16 protein-coding genes are annotated in these 17,968 nt (G+C 48.8%); 3 read left to right on the forward strand and 13 right to left on the reverse strand.

What is annotated here, in order from left to right:
• Positions 1-177: 177 nt before the first annotated feature.
• The 3 genes from tyrB to dnaB form a co-directional block, all read right to left on the reverse strand.
• A complete protein-coding gene (tyrB, locus tag ACK8NJ_RS22005; RefSeq protein WP_328115782.1) occupies positions 178-1,371 on the reverse strand; it encodes an aromatic amino acid transaminase in 1,194 nt (397 codons plus the stop codon).
• Positions 1,372-1,623: 252 nt separating this feature from the next.
• Positions 1,624-2,703: an alanine racemase gene (gene alr, locus ACK8NJ_RS22010; protein ID WP_001147328.1), complete on the reverse strand. Its 1,080-nt coding sequence runs from the start codon at positions 2,701-2,703 to the stop codon at positions 1,624-1,626.
• Positions 2,704-2,755: 52 nt separating this feature from the next.
• Positions 2,756-4,171: a replicative DNA helicase gene (gene dnaB, locus ACK8NJ_RS22015; RefSeq protein WP_000918363.1), complete on the reverse strand. Its 1,416-nt coding sequence runs from the start codon at positions 4,169-4,171 to the stop codon at positions 2,756-2,758.
• Between the two features lie 82 nt (positions 4,172-4,253).
• On the opposite strand from dnaB, the gene ACK8NJ_RS22020 reads away from it, so the two are divergent.
• Positions 4,254-5,237, forward strand: a complete 984-nt coding sequence (locus ACK8NJ_RS22020; protein ID WP_042028556.1) for a quinone oxidoreductase — start codon at positions 4,254-4,256, stop codon at positions 5,235-5,237.
• Positions 5,238-5,402: 165 nt separating this feature from the next.
• Here the strand turns inward: ACK8NJ_RS22020 and pspG are convergent, their stop codons facing one another.
• The 3 genes from pspG to ACK8NJ_RS22035 all read right to left on the reverse strand — a co-directional run bounded on the left by pspG (position 5,403) and on the right by ACK8NJ_RS22035 (position 8,182).
• Positions 5,403-5,645, reverse strand: coding sequence for an envelope stress response protein PspG (pspG, locus tag ACK8NJ_RS22025; protein ID WP_000891404.1), 243 nt, complete (start codon positions 5,643-5,645; stop codon positions 5,403-5,405).
• Between the two features lie 133 nt (positions 5,646-5,778).
• A complete protein-coding gene (gene dusA / locus ACK8NJ_RS22030) occupies positions 5,779-6,816 on the reverse strand; it encodes a tRNA dihydrouridine(20/20a) synthase DusA (protein ID WP_001298868.1) in 1,038 nt (345 codons plus the stop codon).
• 361 nt (positions 6,817-7,177) lie between these two features.
• Positions 7,178-8,182, reverse strand: a complete 1,005-nt coding sequence (locus ACK8NJ_RS22035; protein WP_000014229.1) for a DUF2713 family protein — start codon at positions 8,180-8,182, stop codon at positions 7,178-7,180.
• A gap of 317 nt (positions 8,183-8,499) precedes the next feature.
• On the opposite strand from ACK8NJ_RS22035, the gene zur reads away from it, so the two are divergent.
• Positions 8,500-9,015 carry a zinc uptake transcriptional repressor Zur gene (gene zur / locus ACK8NJ_RS22040; protein WP_001295691.1) on the forward strand — a complete coding sequence of 172 codons (516 nt, stop codon included), beginning with the start codon at positions 8,500-8,502 and terminating at the stop codon, positions 9,013-9,015.
• 41 nt (positions 9,016-9,056) lie between these two features.
• On the opposite strand, the gene ACK8NJ_RS22045 is transcribed toward zur, so the two are convergent.
• The 4 genes from ACK8NJ_RS22045 to dgkA all read right to left on the reverse strand — a co-directional run bounded on the left by ACK8NJ_RS22045 (position 9,057) and on the right by dgkA (position 11,866).
• Positions 9,057-9,266 carry a CsbD family protein gene (locus ACK8NJ_RS22045; RefSeq protein ID WP_001030593.1) on the reverse strand — a complete coding sequence of 70 codons (210 nt, stop codon included), beginning with the start codon at positions 9,264-9,266 and terminating at the stop codon, positions 9,057-9,059.
• A 115-nt stretch (positions 9,267-9,381) separates the two neighbouring features.
• On the reverse strand, positions 9,382-10,707 hold the full coding sequence (gene dinF, locus ACK8NJ_RS22050; protein WP_411961980.1) for an MATE family efflux transporter DinF: 1,326 nt from the start codon (positions 10,705-10,707) through the stop codon (positions 9,382-9,384).
• Between the two features lie 72 nt (positions 10,708-10,779).
• Entirely contained in the window at positions 10,780-11,388 is a 609-nt protein-coding gene (lexA, locus tag ACK8NJ_RS22055; RefSeq protein WP_000646078.1) for a transcriptional repressor LexA, read from the reverse strand.
• Positions 11,389-11,497: 109 nt separating this feature from the next.
• A complete protein-coding gene (gene dgkA / locus ACK8NJ_RS22060) occupies positions 11,498-11,866 on the reverse strand; it encodes a diacylglycerol kinase (protein WP_000002907.1) in 369 nt (122 codons plus the stop codon).
• A 170-nt stretch (positions 11,867-12,036) separates the two neighbouring features.
• Here dgkA and plsB point away from each other — a divergent pair, with 170 nt between their 5' ends.
• Entirely contained in the window at positions 12,037-14,460 is a 2,424-nt protein-coding gene (plsB, locus tag ACK8NJ_RS22065) for a glycerol-3-phosphate 1-O-acyltransferase PlsB (RefSeq protein ID WP_187209709.1), read from the forward strand.
• Positions 14,461-14,614: 154 nt separating this feature from the next.
• Here the strand turns inward: plsB and ubiA are convergent, their stop codons facing one another.
• From ubiA to ACK8NJ_RS22080, 3 genes are all read right to left on the reverse strand, one after another.
• Positions 14,615-15,487 carry a 4-hydroxybenzoate octaprenyltransferase gene (ubiA, locus tag ACK8NJ_RS22070; protein WP_000455227.1) on the reverse strand — a complete coding sequence of 291 codons (873 nt, stop codon included), beginning with the start codon at positions 15,485-15,487 and terminating at the stop codon, positions 14,615-14,617.
• A 12-nt stretch (positions 15,488-15,499) separates the two neighbouring features.
• Positions 15,500-15,997 (reverse strand): chorismate lyase, encoded by a 498-nt coding sequence (gene ubiC / locus ACK8NJ_RS22075; RefSeq protein WP_001295693.1) that lies wholly within the window; start codon positions 15,995-15,997, stop codon positions 15,500-15,502.
• A 221-nt stretch (positions 15,998-16,218) separates the two neighbouring features.
• Positions 16,219-17,799, reverse strand: a complete 1,581-nt coding sequence (locus tag ACK8NJ_RS22080) for a SopA family protein (RefSeq protein WP_411961981.1) — start codon at positions 17,797-17,799, stop codon at positions 16,219-16,221.
• Positions 17,800-17,968 lie beyond the last annotated feature (169 nt).

Genomic DNA, 17,968 nt, shown 5'->3' on the forward strand with positions numbered 1-17,968 from the left:
AAAACAGGGAAAAGCACTCCAGAACATTGGGATAAACTTAACAAGTTAGAACTAACAACGTTTTATTACCTCTCACGTAGAACGATGGCATCAAAAAAATCATCTATAAAGCAAGAGTGAAAGCGACAACAGTTTAATTTCACTGCAGGCTGAGTAACTCCAGCCTGCTTTCCTGCATTACATCACCGCAGCAAACGCCTTTGCCACACATTGTACATTTGCCGTATTTAACCCGGCGACACACATGCGACCGCTGGCGATGAGATAGACACCAAATTCTTCACGTAGTTGGTCAACCTGAGCGGCACTTAAACCGGTATAACTGAACATACCGCGCTGATTAAGCAGATAATCGAAATTGCGTTCTGGCATTTCTGTGCTCAATACCTTCACCAGTTCCTGACGCATCGCCAGAATGCGAGTACGCATCTCTTCTACTTCCGCCAGCCAGCTGGCTTTCAATGCCTCGTCATTCAGCACCGCAGCCACCACCTGCGCACCAAAATTCGGCGGGCTGGAGTAGTTGCGGCGAACTGTTGCTTTCAATTGCCCCAGTACGCGGCCTGCGGCTTCGGCATCTTCACACAGCACAGAAAGTCCGCCGACGCGCTCGCCGTAAAGGGAGAAAATTTTCGAGAACGAATTGCTCACCAGAGCGGGTAATCCAGCGCTGGCAATGGCGCGAATGGCGTAGGCATCCTCTTCCATACCGGCACCAAATCCTTGATAGGCAATATCAAGGAATGGGATAAGCTCGCGGGCTTTGAGAATTTCAATCACCGCATCCCACTGGTTATTAGTGAGATCGGCACCCGTTGGGTTGTGGCAACATGGATGCAGCAACACAATACTGCGGGCAGGTAATGTTTTTAGCGTCGCCAACAGGTCATTAAAGCGCACGCCGTTAGTCGCTTCGTCATACCAGGGGTAAGTACTCACTTCGAATCCAGCCCCGGCGAATATTGCTACGTGGTTTTCCCAGGTAGGATCGCTGACCCAGACGCCTGATTCCGGGAAGTAGTGTTTCAGGAAATCTGCGCCCACTTTCAATGCCCCTGAGCCGCCAAGGGTTTGAATGGTTGCTACGCGCTGTTGTTGCAGTACCGGATGGTCGGCACCAAACAGCAGCGGCGCAATAGCATGGCGATAGCTGTTAAGCCCTTCCATCGGTAAATAAAGCGAAGCGCCATGAGGCTGCGCATTCAGGCGCGCTTCCGCATCCGCCACGGCTTTCAGTTGTGGAATAATTCCGTCTTCGTTGTAGTACAGACCGATACTTAAATTCACTTTGTCGCTGCGAGGGTCTTCTTTAAAACGCTCCATAAGCGTAAGAATCGGGTCGCCAGCGTAGGCGTCAACTTTTTGAAACACGCGATGGTTCTCCAGGTTTACGGGCAGGTGGTTAAACCACAATAAACCGGAAAAAGGCGAAGATCGAGTGGATGTTCAGGGGCGAACGGCAATTAGCAACAGAGTGAGACTCATGACAAACGTACATCCGCCAGAGGCACGGCCTTCATAAGAGCATGAAAGAATATCAACTTATTGAATTGGTAGGATTTTATTGGCCGGATAAGGCATTCACGCCGCATCCGGCACAAACAATCAAATATTACAGAACGATTAATCCACGTATTTCATCGCGACCCTTGAAGTCAGGCGCGTGATAAGTTCGTAAGCGCTCACTTTCGTCATTTCAGCAATACGTTCTACGGGCAAACCTTCGCCCCATAAAATGACCGGGTCCCCGGCTTTATCCTGCGCCTGTGGACCTAAGTCGACGCAGATCATATCCATCGCGACTCGCCCGACAATCGGCACTTCGCGACCGTTCACCAGCACTGGCGTACCGGACGGCGCGGCGCGCGGATAACCATCGCCATAACCCATCGCGACTACGCCCAGGCGGGTATCACGTTCGCTTACCCAGGTTCCACCATAACCGACAGGCTCTCCGGCTTTGTGCTCACGCACGGCAATCAGGCTGGAGGTTAGTGACATCACTGGCTGACAGCCAAAATCGGCACCGGTGGAGCGATCTTCCAGCGGAGAGACGCCATAAAGAATGATGCCCGGGCGCACCCAGTCAAAATGCGACTGTGGCCACAGCAGAATGCCACCCGACGCGGCAATGGAACGTTGACCTGGTTTGCCTTCACAAAAGGTATTAAAGATAGCGAGTTGTTTCTCGGTTGCGCCACATTTTGGTTCATCCGCGCGCGCAAAATGGCTGACGATATTCACCGGCTGACGAACGTTTTTGCACTGGGTCAGGCGATGATAAAACGCCTCAGCCTGTTCCGGCCTTACGCCCAGACGGTGCATACCGGTATCGAGTTTCATCCAGACGGTAACCGGCTCGTCCAGGCTAGCCTCTTCCAGCGCAGCCAGCTGTTCTTCGTTATGCACGGCGGTATGAAAATGTTGCGCAGAAATCGTCGGTAGATCTCTGGCATCAAAAAAGCCTTCGAGTAACAGTACAGGTTTGGTGATTCCCCCCGCACGCAGTCGCAGAGCTTCTTCGAGACGGGCTACGCCAAAGGCGTCAGCATCGGGGAGCGTTCGCGCGGTCTCAAGAAGACCGTGACCATAAGCGTTCGCTTTCACCACCGCAACCATTTTACTGGCAGGTGCCAGTTCACGAAGACGTTGCAGGTTGTGTCGCAGAGCGCGGCGGTTAATCACAACAGTTGCCGCTTGCATTTGTGTTCCTTGATAAGTGTTTGCTTTAATTACCTAATTCATAAAATAATTATTATTCGTCGTCGTACTGCGGCCCCGCATAGTTGTCGAAGCGCGACCATTGACCGTTAAAGGTCAGGCGTACCGTCCCGATTGGGCCGTTACGTTGTTTACCGATAATAATTTCCGCGATGCCTTTTAAATCACTGTTTTCGTGATACACCTCATCACGATAGATAAACATGATCAAGTCCGCATCCTGCTCGATAGAACCAGATTCACGCAGGTCGGAGTTGACCGGGCGTTTGTCGGCACGTTGTTCCAGAGAACGGTTCAACTGGGACAGCGCCACCACCGGCACGTTCAGTTCTTTCGCCAGTGCTTTCAGCGAGCGGGAGATTTCTGCAATTTCCAGCGTACGGTTATCGGAAAGCGCCGGTACGCGCATCAGTTGCAGGTAGTCGATCATGATAAGCCCGATGCCGCCGTGTTCACGGGCAATACGGCGCGCGCGGGAACGCACTTCCGTTGGCGTCAGGCCGGAGGAATCATCGATATAGATATTACGTTTTTCGAGCAAAATACCCATGGTGCCGGAAATACGTGCCCAGTCTTCATCATCGAGCTGCCCGGTACGGATTTTAGTCTGGTCAACGCGCGACAGCGACGCCAGAGAACGCATCATAATCTGTTCTGATGGCATCTCCAGCGAGAAGATAAGTACTGGTTTATCCTGCAACATCGCCGCGTTTTCGACGAGGTTCATCGCAAATGTTGTTTTCCCCATCGACGGACGCGCGGCGACGATGATCAAATCCGACGGCTGCAAGCCAGCGGTTTTTTTGTTGAGATCGTCATAACCGGTGTTTACCCCGGTAACACCATCGTGTGGCTGCTGAAACAACTGCTCAATACGCGCCACCGTGGCGTCGAGCACATCAGCGATGTTCTTCGGCCCTTCGTCTTTGTTTGCACGACTTTCGGCAATTTTAAAGACGCGGGATTCAGCCAGGTCCAGCAGATCTTCGCTGGTGCGCCCCTGCGGATCAAAACCGGCTTCGGCAATCTCATTCGCAACCGAAATCATCTCGCGAACAACGGCACGTTCACGCACGATGTCAGCATAAGCACTGATGTTCGCCGCACTTGGCGTATTTTTTGACAGCTCCGCCAGATAAGCGAAACCACCGACGCTATCGAGTTGCCCCTGGCGTTCCAGCGATTCCGCAAGGGTAATCAGATCGATAGGACTACCGCTTTCCTGCAAACGCGCCATTTCAGTAAAGATATGACGGTGTGGGCGGGTGTAAAAATCGTCTGCCACCACACGCTCGGCTACATCGTCCCAGCGTTCGTTATCCAGCATTAAACCGCCCAACACCGACTGCTCCGCTTCGATCGAGTGCGGAGGCACTTTCAGCCCGGCAACTTGTGGATCGCGTTCGCGGGGTTCAGCCTGCTGTTTGTTGAAGGGTTTATTTCCTGCCATAGTGAATGGAGTTACCGAGATAAAGAATGGGTCGAAACTTTACCATATGAAGCAGACCCTGACGATACGTTCTGGAGGACACATGGCAACACGAATTGAATTTCACAAGCACGGTGGTCCGGAAGTACTTCAAGCCGTAGAGTTCACTCCTGCCGATCCGGCGGAGAATGAAATCCAGGTCGAAAATAAAGCCATCGGCATCAATTTTATCGACACGTATATCCGCAGCGGCCTTTACCCGCCGCCATCACTACCCTGCGGATTAGGCACCGAAGCGGCAGGCATCGTGAGTAAAGTCGGCAGTGGTGTAAAGCATATTAAGGCAGGCGATCGCGTAGTCTATGCGCAGTCGGCGTTAGGCGCTTACAGCTCTGTGCATAACGTTAATGCGGATAAAGCGGCGATTCTGCCTGCGGCAATTTCTTTTGAGCAAGCTGCAGCATCCTTCCTGAAAGGCTTAACGGTTTATTATCTGCTGCGCAAAACCTATGAAATTAAACCTGATGAGCAGTTCCTGTTCCACGCAGCGGCTGGCGGCGTTGGCTTAATTGCTTGCCAGTGGGCAAAAGCCCTTGGGGCGAAACTTATCGGCACCGTGGGAACCGCGCAAAAAGCGCAGAGTGCGCTAAAAGCGGGCGCATGGCAGGTTATTAACTATCGCGAAGAGAATCTGGTCGAGCGGTTAAAAGAGATCACCGCTGGCAAGAAAGTGCGCGTGGTGTACGATTCCGTGGGCAGAGACACCTGGGAACGGTCGCTGGATTGCCTGCAACGCCGCGGCTTAATGGTGAGCTTTGGCAACTCATCAGGTGCGGTTACCGGTGTGAACTTAGGCATTCTCAATCAGAAAGGCTCGTTGTATGTGACACGCCCTTCCCTGCAAGGCTATATCACCACGCGGGAGGAATTAACCGAGGCCAGTAATGAACTGTTCTCTTTGATTGCCAGCGGTGTGATTAAGGTCGATGTCGCCGAGCAGCAGAAATATCCGCTGAAGGATGCGCAGCGTGCGCATGAGATTCTGGAAAGCCGGGCGACGCAAGGTTCCAGCCTGTTGATTCCATAAAAGAAATAGGGCTTCCACCTGGGAAGCCCTTTCTTTTTATAGTTCGGCTGTATGTAGGGTACAGCACGATGAATCTGTTAGAGGCGCAATAGTGACAGATTTGATTATCAATTCCTATTTTGTTCTAAGGATAAAACCTTAGGTTGTGATCATCCGCACAATCCCTTAGTAACGCCAGCGGTCATAACGCTGATATTTAGGCACTTTTGGTGCTTTAATCGCCTTAATAACCCACACCACCGCAATCGCCAGTAGTAACCACGGCAGCAACTTAATCATCAATGCCAGCATACCGCCGAGGAACATAATGGCCGTCGCCACAACCAGCGCAGCGATAATACCCAGCAACGAAACGCCGGTGACCATCAGCATGACAAAAAAGCCAATCACAAAAAGTAGTTCCAGCATGATGCTCTCCCAAATATGAAATCTCTTGCTGGCATTACAAGAATCATGCCAAAAATAATCTATTGATTTAACAGCAAAACGCCCCGCGACGGTGCGCAGGGCGTGGTGAATTTGACTACTTTTTGGTGAAAAGTTAACGCTTATCTGCCACCAGTTTGAGCGCGTGTTCCAGCACATTAATGTCTGCACCCGCTTTATGGGCATTTTCACTTAAATAACGCCGCCACTGCCGCGCGCCAGGAATACCCTGGAACAGGCCCAGCATATGCCGGGTAATATGGCCAAGATACGTCCCCTGGCTGAGTTCACGCTCAATGTACGGATACATGGCGCGCACTACCGCCACCGGATCGGCATCGGTATCCGAAGAACCAAAAATCTCTCGGTCTACCGCCGCCAGAATACCCGGATTCTGATACGCTTCGCGCCCGACCATCACGCCATCCATATGTTGCAAATGCGCTTTAGCCTCTTCCAGCGACTTGATACCACCGTTAATCGACATTGTCAGATGCGGAAAGTCACGCTTCAGTTGATACACACGCGGATAATCGAGCGGCGGGATTTCACGGTTTTCTTTCGGGCTTAACCCCGAAAGCCAGGCTTTACGTGCGTGGATGATGAACATCTCACACTCGCCTTTGCCGGAAACGGTGTTGATGAAATCGCAGAGAAATTCATAGCTGTCCTGGTCGTCGATGCCAATACGCGTTTTCACCGTCACCGGAATCGACACCACATCGCGCATCGCTTTCACGCAGTCGGCAACCAGCTGCGCATTACCCATCAGACACGCCCCAAACATGCCGTTCTGCACCCGGTCAGACGGGCAGCCGACATTCAGGTTGATCTCATCATATCCGCGCGCTTCTGCCAGCTTCGCACACTGCGCCAGCGCCGCCGGATCGCTACCGCCGAGTTGCAACGCTACCGGATGTTCTTCTTCACTGTACGCCAGATAATCACCTTTACCGTGAATAATCGCCCCTGTGGTCACCATTTCGGTATACAGCAACGTATTGCGGGAAAGCAGACGCAAGAAATAGCGGCAATGTCTGTCCGTCCAGTCGAGCATTGGTGCAACGCTAAACCGACCACTCCAGTGAACGTCAGTTTTTTCAGGCATTGCGCTGGTTTGGTTGATTTTTTGCATTTCAGAATTACCGTGCATTTTCAAATGTAGAGATTATTTTATCGATATATCATTGAGTTATGTTATTCAGCATCACAGTTCAGGAGGCTCAATAGCGGGGTACTATACCATAACAACAGGAAGCGCCTGTCTCATTGCAAAAGAAAATTGAGATCCTCTCAAGGCATGAAGTTCTCACGAAGTGATGGAAATAATCTTATTAGCCGTTAGCTTTGTTAAGGCCAATGATAAACAATCCAGGTTCGACGATAAATAAAAATCACACATTAAACTACGGTGATATCTCTCCCTGCTAATAGCACTGATAGAGAAAAAAGAACCCAATCAATATTGGGTTCTTTTATGTAAAAACTTCCATGCTATAGGGAAAATTCACATTTTATTTTTCTAACTCAGTACCTAATAGGACATAAATGAACTTAATAATATCTTCGTTAATTAGATCGTTGTCATTTATATTTTTGTTATCCATATCTTTACCAATTATAATTGGTCCCGTTGAGTCCGGGTCAAATGATTGAATAAATTTAATTAAAGTCTCACCTGCAGCCTGCATTTTTGTAATGTTTTTGATGTCTTCTTTTTCTTCTCCGGCCTGATTTTTCATCTCCTGCAGAATTACATTAAAATCCAATTCTTTTTTATCTATCAAGTCTTTCATCTCCGCCAGGTTTTTTTTCATCACTTGACGAGATAATATTTTTATCTGACTTTTTATGTAGTTTTCACAATCATCATTAACTCTCTGTGCTGCTCCTATGATATCTGCTGATGCACTATCATATGAAAATGAAAGTAAAAGGGAGGCCAGGGGTTTTAAGCGAGTATCTTTCTTTACATTATATGCATTTTCCAAATTTAAAAAGCCTTCGCTTACTGTTTTTAGATGTAATGACGCTACAGGTGCTTTACAATAGGATTTATCATAAAATAGCTGAATCGTGGAGGGAAGGCCATTATGATTTATTACGTCGAAAGTACACTTGTCTATTAGAGTTACATCACTATTTTCCATTGGATTACAAACAAAATTCATCGCGTAATGAAAAATCGCCCGATCCACAAATGCAGAAATATAGTCACGATCACCTAATTGCTCATTAGTGCACTGATCAATACACTCCTCAACCCAATTTTTGAGAGCATCTATTCGCTTAATTAAGGAAACATTATTATCACTTGCAGTCCATAAATTATGGGTAATTCTCTGAATAAACAAATCTATTTTTGCAATAATCGCAGCGCGATTACTCATCGTTGCATAATCAACCGATTTATTATATATATCCTTTATTTTTTCTTTGCTCGCATCTTTAATTTCGTATTGATTTGAATGGAGTGTATTATTGAAGAATTCTGTTGCACTTGAAATTATACCTGACATGATATACGCACCTTTTTTGTCGTACCGTGTCCTCCTTATATTTCTTTTGCCATCTGGTCACTATCAAAAATCGCTCATAATTTTCTGAACTACGGGTATGCGATCAACCCCAGTTAAATAAATAGTGAGTTAACTTAAAGCAATTCATTTAAAAATGAATTATTAATTATTATCGTGTAGATAATGGTACTACCAGGCAACACAACACCTTACCTACAAAACAGAAAATCAACATTACGGTAACAATAAGGGTTCTCGGTGTTTTTCCTGGAACATGGTAAAGTAAGGACATTCTTAACCCCACTTTGAGGTGCCCGATGGAAAAGACCACAACGCAGGAGTTATTAGCGCAGGCTGAAAAAATCTGCGCGCAGCGTAATGTGCGCCTGACTCCACAGCGCCTGGAAGTGTTGCGCCTGATGAGTCTGCAGGATGGCGCTATCAGCGCTTATGATCTGCTTGATTTGCTGCGCGAAGCTGAACCGCAAGCCAAGCCGCCAACGGTTTATCGCGCGCTGGATTTTCTGCTTGAGCAAGGTTTTGTGCATAAGGTGGAATCCACCAACAGTTATGTGCTCTGTCATCTGTTCGACCAGCCCACCCATACGTCAGCCATGTTTATTTGCGATCGCTGCGGCGCAGTGAAAGAAGAGTGTGCAGAAGGCGTGGAAGACATTATGCATACGCTGGCGGCAAAAATGGGGTTTGCCCTGCGTCATAATGTGATTGAAGCACATGGGCTCTGTGCGGCATGTGTGGAAGTGGAAGCGTGTCGTCATCCTGAACAGTGCCAGCATGATCACTCTGTGCAGGTGAAAAAGAAACCGCGTTAAGAGGGCGTACATCCTTGTACACGTCGGGCAGGAGGGATTAATTACCAGCGATATTCATTGCGGGTTTCCCAATCCACGACCTCTTTTTCTGCCTGATCTTTCTGATAACCATAACGTTCCTGGATTTTACCGACCAGTTGATCACGTTTACCTTCAATGATCGTCATATCATCATCGGTCAGTTTGCCCCATTGCTCTTTCACTTTACCTTTAAACTGTTTCCAGTTACCGCCGGCTTCATCTTTATTCATAATCAAGACCTCATCGTTAGGTTGTGAATGAGAATACGTTCACTTTTCTTCTGAACGTGAGATTAAGTGTAGTCAGCAATTTGGCTTAGGATAATTTATTCAGAATTTTTAACCGTCACGTTGCGGCAAACCAGGTACCGTTGCGCCAGTGACGCCGCCAGATAGCCGCCAGAGAAAGCCCGCGCAACGCCAGAAAGACGGTTAACGCCAGCCACAAACCATGATTCCCCAGCCACGGCAGCGTAAGGAGCGTCAGCGCAAAACCTGCGGCGGCCACCGCCATACTGTTACGCATTTCGGCGGCGCGCGTTGCACCTATAAACATGCCGTCGAGCAGATAACACCAGACGCCGACCAACGGCAAAATCACCTGCCAGATAAGATAGCGGTCGGCCAGCTGCTGAATCTGGGTTAACGACGTCAGCAATGCAATGATGTGTTCCCCTGCCAGCAAATAAACCGCCGAAAACAGTAACGCTACAATCCCCGACTGGCGGCACGCTGCCCGCCAGACATCCAGTAACTGGCTACCGTCGCGCGCACCGTACGCCTGACCAGAATGTGCTTCAACCGCGTAGGCAAAACCATCCAGCGCATAGGCGGTAAAGGTGAGTAGCGTCATCAGAACCGCGTTAACAGCGATAATGTCACTCCCCAGTCGCGCGCCAAGTACGGTGATCGCGCCGAAACAGAGTTGCAACAACAGCGAGCGCAGCATGATATCGCGGTTAAGCGCCAGCAAGCGACGGAAGTTTCCTCGCCAGGCAGTTTTCAGCATTTCGCCGGAGATTCCGCGTAGTTTGAGGATTTTACGCACCATTAGCAGACCAATCAGCAATGTTGCATATTCCGCAATAACCGTCGCCAGCGCCGCGCCCTGCACGTTCATATGCAGCCCCATCACCAGCCAGACATCCAGCACAATGTTGAGGATATTGCCGACCACTAACAAAATTACTGGCGCACGGGCATATTGCACGCCGAGTAACCAACCGAGTAATACCAGATTCGCCAGCGACGCCGGAGCGCTTAACCAGCGGATTTCAAGAAAGCGCCGCGCCTGTTTCAGGACCGCTTCACTACCGCCAACAATATGCAGCGCCAGATCGATAATCGGCGTACGCAACAGCGCAATTAACGCCCCGGCCCCCAACGCCAACAGCAACGGTTGCACCAGCGCACGGGCTAATGCCTGAGGATTTTTGGCACCATAAGCCTGCGCAGTCAGCCCGGTAGTGCTCATGCGCAAAAACAGCAACAGCATAAAGAGAAAGCTGGTCGCCGTTGCACCAACCGCCACGCCGCCCAAATAAACCGGACTATCAAGATGACCAATTACCGCCGTATCGACCAGCCCCAACAACGGAACGGTGATATTGGAGAAAATCATGGGTAAGGCGAGATGCCAGAGTGCTTTATCAGATGAAGTGAGGAATGCCATGCAGACAAGCCTGATGAAGAGAGATGAAAAACAAACCGCGACGCCAGGCGGCATCGCGGTCTCAGAGATATGTTACAGCCAGTCGCCGTTGCGAATAACCCCAACCGCCAGCCCTTCAATGGTGAAGCTCTGCTGACGAAGGTCAACGACAATTGGTTTAAACTCGCTGTTTTCTGGCAATAGTTCGACTTTATTGCCCTGTTTTTTCAGGCGCTTAACGGTAACTTCGTCATCAATACGTGCGACAACGACCTGACCGTTACGTACATCCTGAGTTTTATGCACTGCCAGCAAGTCGCCATCCATAATGCCGATATCTTTCATCGACATCCCGCTGACGCGCAGCAGGAAATCAGCATTCGGCTTGAACAAGGAAGGATCGACCTGATAATGACCTTCAATATGCTGTTGCGCCAGAAGCGGTTCACCGGCAGCCACTCGACCTACCAGCGGCAACCCTTCTTCCTCTTCCTGCAACAGACGAATCCCGCGTGATGCGCCGGAAACAATTTCAATAACGCCTTTGCGTGCCAGCGCCTTCAGATGTTCTTCAGCCGCGTTTGGGGAACGGAACCCCAAACGCTGCGCGATTTCCGCACGCGTCGGCGGCATACCTGTCTGGCTGATGTGATCACGGATGAGATCAAACACCTCTTGTTGCCTGGCCGTTAACGCTTTCATTCCGCCCCCTGGGTGTATATACAGTTATGCTGTGAGTATATACAGCAAAAGGCGATTTTGGAACCATAAACTGCACAATAAACCAGAGATTTATCGAAATCTGGAAGGGTTATCCAAAATGCGACCATAACAGGATGCACCAGGTAATCACGGCGACGATAATCGCAATCAGCACCGCGGCGGATCCCATATCTTTAGCGCGTCCGGAAAGCTCATGGTATTCAGAGCCAATTCGGTCAACCACGGCTTCGATGGCGCTATTGAGAATTTCCACAATCATCACCAGCATCACGGAGCTGATAAGCAGCACGCGGGTAATCGCGTCCACATCCAGCCAGCAGGCGATGACAACCGCCAACAATACCGCTACGCCTTCCTGACGGAATGCCGCTTCGTTGATCCATGCAGCGCGTAAACCTTTCCAGGAATAGCCAGCAGCTTTGATAATTCGGGTGAATCCAGTGGTATTATTGGCCATTGAAAGAACCTTTTTACATTATGAGCGTCAATATCAGTGTACCGTTAAATCCGATGATTCGGGTTTGCGTAACGCCGCGCGAAACATGAGCGGATACCACAGAATTTCCCATGACTTTCTGCTATCCTTGCCGCGCATTTGCATTATTAACCAGAGGCTTTACATCGTTTATGTCCGGCTGGCCACGAATTTACTACAAATTACTGAATTTACCATTAAGCATCCTGGTAAAAAGCAAGTCTATTCCGGCAGATCCTGCCCCGGAACTGGGGCTGGATACTTCTCGTCCAATTATGTACGTTTTACCGTACAACTCGAAAGCAGATTTGCTGACGTTGCGCGCCCAGTGTCTGGCTCATGACTTGCCTGACCCGTTAGAGCCGCTGGAAATCGACGGCACGCTACTGCCGCGCTATGTGTTCATTCACGGCGGGCCGCGTGTATTCACCTATTACACGCCGAAAGAAGAGTCTATTAAGCTGTTCCACGACTATCTCGACTTGCACCGTAGCAACCCAAATCTGGATGTGCAGATGGTGCCAGTATCGGTGATGTTTGGTCGCGCGCCGGGGCGTGAAAAAGGCGAAGTAAACCCGCCGCTGCGTATGCTTAACGGCGTACAGAAATTTTTCGCCGTACTGTGGCTCGGTCGCGACAGTTTTGTGCGTTTCTCGCCGTCAGTTTCTCTGCGCCGCATGGCCGATGAACACGGCACAGATAAAACTATCGCTCAGAAACTGGCGCGCGTGGCGCGTATGCACTTTGCCCGTCAACGTCTGGCTGCCGTAGGCCCACGTTTGCCTGCTCGTCAGGATCTGTTTAATAAGCTGCTCGCCTCCCGCGCCATTGCCAAAGCGGTAGAAGATGAAGCGCGCAGCAAAAAAATCTCCCATGAAAAAGCGCAGCAGAACGCGATTGCGCTGATGGAAGAGATTGCGGCGAATTTCTCTTACGAGATGATCCGCCTGACTGACCGCATTCTGGGCTTCACCTGGAACCGCCTTTACCAGGGCATCAACGTCCATAACGCCGAGCGCGTTCGCCAGCTGGCCCACGACGGTCATGAGCTGGTATATGTGCCTTGCCACCGCAGCCACATGGACTACCTGCTGCTTTCTTACGTGCTGTATCACCAGGGGCTGGTGCCGCCGCATATCGCCGCCGGGATCAACCTGAACTTCTGGCCGGCTGGGCCGATTTTCCGCCGTCTGGGGGCGTTCTTTATTCGCCGTACGTTTAAAGGCAATAAACTTTATTCCACCGTTTTCCGTGAGTATCTCGGCGAACTGTTCAGCCGTGGTTATTCCGTCGAGTATTTCGTAGAAGGCGGTCGTTCCCGTACGGGGCGTTTGCTGGATCCGAAAACCGGTACGCTGTCGATGACCATTCAGGCGATGCTGCGTGGCGGCACTCGTCCGATTACGCTGATTCCGATCTATATCGGTTATGAGCACGTCATGGAAGTGGGTACTTACGCCAAAGAACTGCGCGGTGCGACGAAAGAGAAAGAGAGCCTGCCGCAGATGCTGCGCGGTTTAAGCAAGCTGCGTAATCTCGGTCAGGGTTACGTCAACTTCGGTGAACCAATGCCGTTGATGACCTACCTTAACCAGCACGTACCAGACTGGCGTGAATCTATCGATCCCATCGAAGCGGTGCGTCCGGCTTGGTTAACGCCGACGGTCAATAATATTGCTGCCGATCTGATGGTACGCATTAACAACGCAGGCGCGGCAAACGCCATGAACCTGTGCTGTACTGCGCTTCTGGCGTCACGTCAGCGCTCACTCACCCGCGAGCAGTTAACCGAGCAACTCAACTGCTACCTGGATCTGATGCGCAATGTGCCTTACTCCACGGACTCTACCGTTCCTTCAGCCAGCGCCAGCGAGCTTATCGATCACGCGCTGCAAATGAACAAGTTTGAAGTCGAGAAAGACACGATCGGCGACATCATCATTCTGCCGCGCGAGCAAGCGGTGCTGATGACCTACTATCGCAACAACATTGCGCATATGTTGGTGCTGCCTTCGCTGATGGCGGCAATTGCCACCCAGCATCGCCACATCTCCCGCGACGTATTGATGGAGCACGTCAATGTGCTTTACCCAATGCTGAAAGCGGAGCTGTTCCTGCGCTGGGATCGCGACGAGTTGCCGGACGTTATTGATGCGCTGGCAAATGAGATGCAACGTCAGGGGCTGATTACCCTGCAAGATGATGAGTTGCATATCAACCCGGCGCATTCTCGCACGCTACAGCTGCTGGCCGCAGGCGCGCGCGAAACGCTGCAACGTTATGCCATCACTTTTTGGCTGTTGAGCGCCAACCCGTCGATCAACCGCGGTACGCTGGAGAAAGAGAGCCGCACCGTCGCGCAACGTCTCTCCGTGCTGCACGGTATCAACGCGCCGGAGTTCTTCGACAAGGCGGTGTTCAGTTCTCTGGTGCTGACACTGCGTGATGAAGGGTATATCAGCGATAGCGGCGACGCCGAACCGGCAGAAACGATGAAGGTGTATCAGTTGCTGGCGGAGTTAATTACATCAGACGTGCGTTTGACGATTGAGAGTGCGACGCAGGGCGAAGGGTAATCAGTGAGAATTGCCGGATGCGGCGCAAACGCCTTATTCGGCCTTCCATGATCTGCAAATTCAATAAATTGCGATATGTTGTGTAGGCCTGAGAAGCGCAGCGCATCAGGCAACCCAGAAGAAAGCCGGATGATCATCCGGCTTTTTTACATCATCAGAAATGCCAGTAACTCATTGCCAGCCCTAAAAACAGTACCAGACCAACATAGTTATTATTCATAAATGCTTTAAAGCAGGCTTCACGCTCGCGGTTGGCAATCAGTTTTTGTTGATAAACAAACAGCGCGCCAGCTACCAGAATTGACCAGTAATATCCCCAGCCTAAGCCATTTAACTCACCGATGATCGCCATCAACGCCAGTACGCCAATCTGCAAAATACCAATAATCAATTTATCGTATTGGCCGAACAGGATTGCGGTGGATTTAATGCCAATCTTCACATCATCATCGCGGTCAACCATCGCATACTGCGTATCGTAAGCCACCGCCCAGAGAATATTGGCGAGGAACATTAACCAGCAACTCAACGGCACCGACTCACTCACAGCGGCAAAAGCCATTGGAATCGACCAGCCAAACGCCGCCCCCAGCACCACTTGCGGTAGATGGGTATACCGCTTCATAAACGGGTACACCCACGCCAACGCCAGCGCGGCAATCGACAACAGAATAGTCATCGTATTCAGCGTCAGCACCAGTAAAAATGAAATCAGTACCAGCACGACAAACAGCGCGCGCGCCTCTTTCTCCGTTACCGCACCGCTGGGAAGTGGTCGGTTCGCCGTGCGCTTAACATGACCATCAAACTTGCGGTCAGCATAATCATTCACCACACATCCGGCAGCGCGCATCAGCCAGACACCCGCGACAAACACCGCCAGGATCCAGAGCTGGGGAACGCCCGGTGTCGCCACCCACAACGCCCATAATGTTGGCCAGAGCAGCAGTAACGCGCCAATTGGCTTATCCGTACGCATTAAGCGATGAAACGCCAGCAGCTTATTCTGCGTCAGACTCCACTCCATATTTTTTTCCTCTTAGTACAACGGTGACGCCGGTAAAAACAGTTCTGTTAGCAACAGCGGTTTACCGCTTAATCGCAGGCGGGAACGTCGCCCCCACAGTCCGGCATCACGGCCTATCTCAATAAAGTCCCGGGTTAATGTCGATGATGTGAACAGATAGCGTCCTAACGGCGTTTTACCCAATTTTTGTAACGCCAGCTCCGGCCCGCTTAACGTTGACACAGGAACGACGGTACGACCGGCAAGCCACGGTTCACCATCGGCACATAACAAAATTTCACGTAACCAGTAACGAGACTCTTTCGGCAGCAGCGGCAGTTCTTCGGGGATTTCATTCTGCTCGACAAACCCTTCGCGGATCATCGTCACGCTCACCGTTTTTCCCTGCTGTTCAAAACGTTTTGTCATGGAATCTTCCAGCAACAGCCAGTCGAGCAGTTGCGGATCCAGGGCAGGGATCTCTTTAAAATAGCGCAGCGCACGCAGTTGCGTTAACGCGGGGTGTGACATGCCGAACTCTCCGTTACATAACGTAAAGGCATTGTATCGCAGAAAAGTGTTTACGGGAGATGTAAAGCAAATTAAGTGATCTAATGCGCAACAAAAACGCAACAATCGCATGAAGTGGTAAAACGCTGTTGAACCTTACGCTTTGCCGATGCCCGTGCTGGCGAGGGCAACCATAGGGGCATCACCGCCCAGGAAGCAGGAACGGTGATGTTTTCCTCTACTTAAACACCTTTATTCTTTATACGAGTAGCTTGCCAACTCGCAGTAAAAAGGGGAAAAAGCGCATGTTTACCATGAGATTTGGAGCCGAAAAGTGTTTCCGAAGTAAGATTAACAGGCAACATCTCATGTCTGGATTTATAGATATACGTGGAATTCCAACGGGTATCTTTTGTAGGATTCAACATATCATGTAAGCGCTGGGAGCTTACCACCATAACTGGCCCATCATCGACAGAGGAGAACAAGATGAAGATATTATCGTTTCGTGTTAGTTCATTCGTGTTAAAGGTTCTTAAATTATCTTCAGTTTCTATAAAGATAGGTGAAACATCATCACTACGAATCCACTCTTTATAAAGATGCCAGGCATTTGCTTTGATCGTATCATCCGTTGATCGTAGAGCCTGATCGATAAGTTGGATAAAAAAATTGTTATTTTGATCAATCAGCCCTTTATTCATATTAAATCTGTTAATAAAAACGATCATCTGTTGGGTATCGAAATTCACTTTACTGAATCGATGTTGACGCATAAAAATATCGAACGTGTTATCTTCATCAGAATGGATATAACTACGTATAATTGGATCTTTTATATAAGGGCAATGGCTAAATATTTTCTTCATATTCTCAATAAAGTTTTTATTAACAATATTAAGAATTTTTAATTGCATCACCAATTTTACTGCCAGAACGGATTTCAATATCATTGCATTATCTGGCAATGTATCAATCATTTTTATAATGTTATTGATATAACCATCAAGATCTTCATTCCCAAATATATCTGAATAATCAATAGTTAATTCCAATCGTTCTGTAATGCAATCTTTAAAATTCCCTGTCGACATTCGCACATGATCAAACATAACAGCTGTCAAATTCGATTTAATAAATGATATTTCTTTGTCAGAAAGAAATTCTGCTCTGGTGAAGTGCGAAGCATAAAGATAACAATTATCGAAGTTTGAATTTTTAATCTGACATTCGCGAAAATTACTATGACCAAGTTGACTCTGCGAGAAGTCAACTGTATCAAGAATATTTTGGCTAAAATCAACACATTCGCCACTCGTTTTGAGAAAAATCACATTGTGTAAACGTCGACATTTAAATATGACATTATTAACTGTTGCCTTAATAAAATTGCAATTCTCAATGTCTTTACATTCGAAAGTTGCATGTTGTAGATTTGACGATAAAAAAGACACCTCCGAAATAACGTCACCTTTAAAATGGCAACTTGTTAAATCCAAATCAGACAGGTCGATATACCCCTGCGCATCTTTATCCATCATAAAATCACAAGCACATTCTATTTTTTCATTTCTATAAAATTTTACGCTTATAATATCATTACTGATTGAGACTTCACGAAACATATTTATTGCATGATTTTTTTCGTTCCGTTGTTTTATATTTAAAAATATATTGCTGATATAAATAAAATTTTCTCGATTTAACCCTGGTACCCCATTAAAATTACGTAGTAAATCAAGATCTAATTTATTATTTCCTTGCACCACATCATGTTTCATCAAAGAGTTATTGCCGCCAGAATTTGTGATATGACCTATCATAAAACCTCTGTATTACAGAAATAAAATAACCTGGAAAAGTAGCCTGAGCGTCCAGACACTACCGGCGAAAGGAAAAGAATCTCTGATAAGGCATTGAGATAATGGATATTCTTAGTGAAGAAGAAGTGAAGTACTATAAAAAATCGCTCATATCCCAGGAATGAAGCAT

This window comes from Escherichia sp. F1 (assembly GCF_046764225.1).
GTDB classification, from domain to species: domain Bacteria; phylum Pseudomonadota; class Gammaproteobacteria; order Enterobacterales; family Enterobacteriaceae; genus Escherichia; species Escherichia coli.

Excerpts from the sequence above, each read along its gene's own strand:
- alr (WP_001147328.1), bottom strand. The coding sequence starts at position 2,703 with ATGCAAGCGGCAACTGTTGTGATTAACCGCCGCGCTCTGCGACACAAC.
- dnaB (WP_000918363.1), bottom strand. The coding sequence starts at position 4,171 with ATGGCAGGAAATAAACCCTTCAACAAACAGCAGGCTGAACCCCGCGAA.
- ACK8NJ_RS22020 (WP_042028556.1), top strand. The coding sequence starts at position 4,254 with ATGGCAACACGAATTGAATTTCACAAGCACGGTGGTCCGGAAGTACTT.
- pspG (WP_000891404.1), bottom strand. The coding sequence starts at position 5,645 with ATGCTGGAACTACTTTTTGTGATTGGCTTTTTTGTCATGCTGATGGTC.
- dusA (WP_001298868.1), bottom strand. The coding sequence starts at position 6,816 with ATGCACGGTAATTCTGAAATGCAAAAAATCAACCAAACCAGCGCAATG.
- ACK8NJ_RS22035 (WP_000014229.1), bottom strand. The coding sequence starts at position 8,182 with ATGTCAGGTATAATTTCAAGTGCAACAGAATTCTTCAATAATACACTC.
- zur (WP_001295691.1), top strand. The coding sequence starts at position 8,500 with ATGGAAAAGACCACAACGCAGGAGTTATTAGCGCAGGCTGAAAAAATC.
- ACK8NJ_RS22045 (WP_001030593.1), bottom strand. The coding sequence starts at position 9,266 with ATGAATAAAGATGAAGCCGGCGGTAACTGGAAACAGTTTAAAGGTAAA.
- dinF (WP_411961980.1), bottom strand. The coding sequence starts at position 10,707 with ATGGCATTCCTCACTTCATCTGATAAAGCACTCTGGCATCTCGCCTTA.
- lexA (WP_000646078.1), bottom strand. The coding sequence starts at position 11,388 with ATGAAAGCGTTAACGGCCAGGCAACAAGAGGTGTTTGATCTCATCCGT.
- dgkA (WP_000002907.1), bottom strand. The coding sequence starts at position 11,866 with ATGGCCAATAATACCACTGGATTCACCCGAATTATCAAAGCTGCTGGC.
- plsB (WP_187209709.1), top strand. The coding sequence starts at position 12,037 with ATGTCCGGCTGGCCACGAATTTACTACAAATTACTGAATTTACCATTA.
- ubiA (WP_000455227.1), bottom strand. The coding sequence starts at position 15,487 with ATGGAGTGGAGTCTGACGCAGAATAAGCTGCTGGCGTTTCATCGCTTA.
- ubiC (WP_001295693.1), bottom strand. The coding sequence starts at position 15,997 with ATGTCACACCCCGCGTTAACGCAACTGCGTGCGCTGCGCTATTTTAAA.
- ACK8NJ_RS22080 (WP_411961981.1), bottom strand. The coding sequence starts at position 17,799 with ATGATAGGTCATATCACAAATTCTGGCGGCAATAACTCTTTGATGAAA.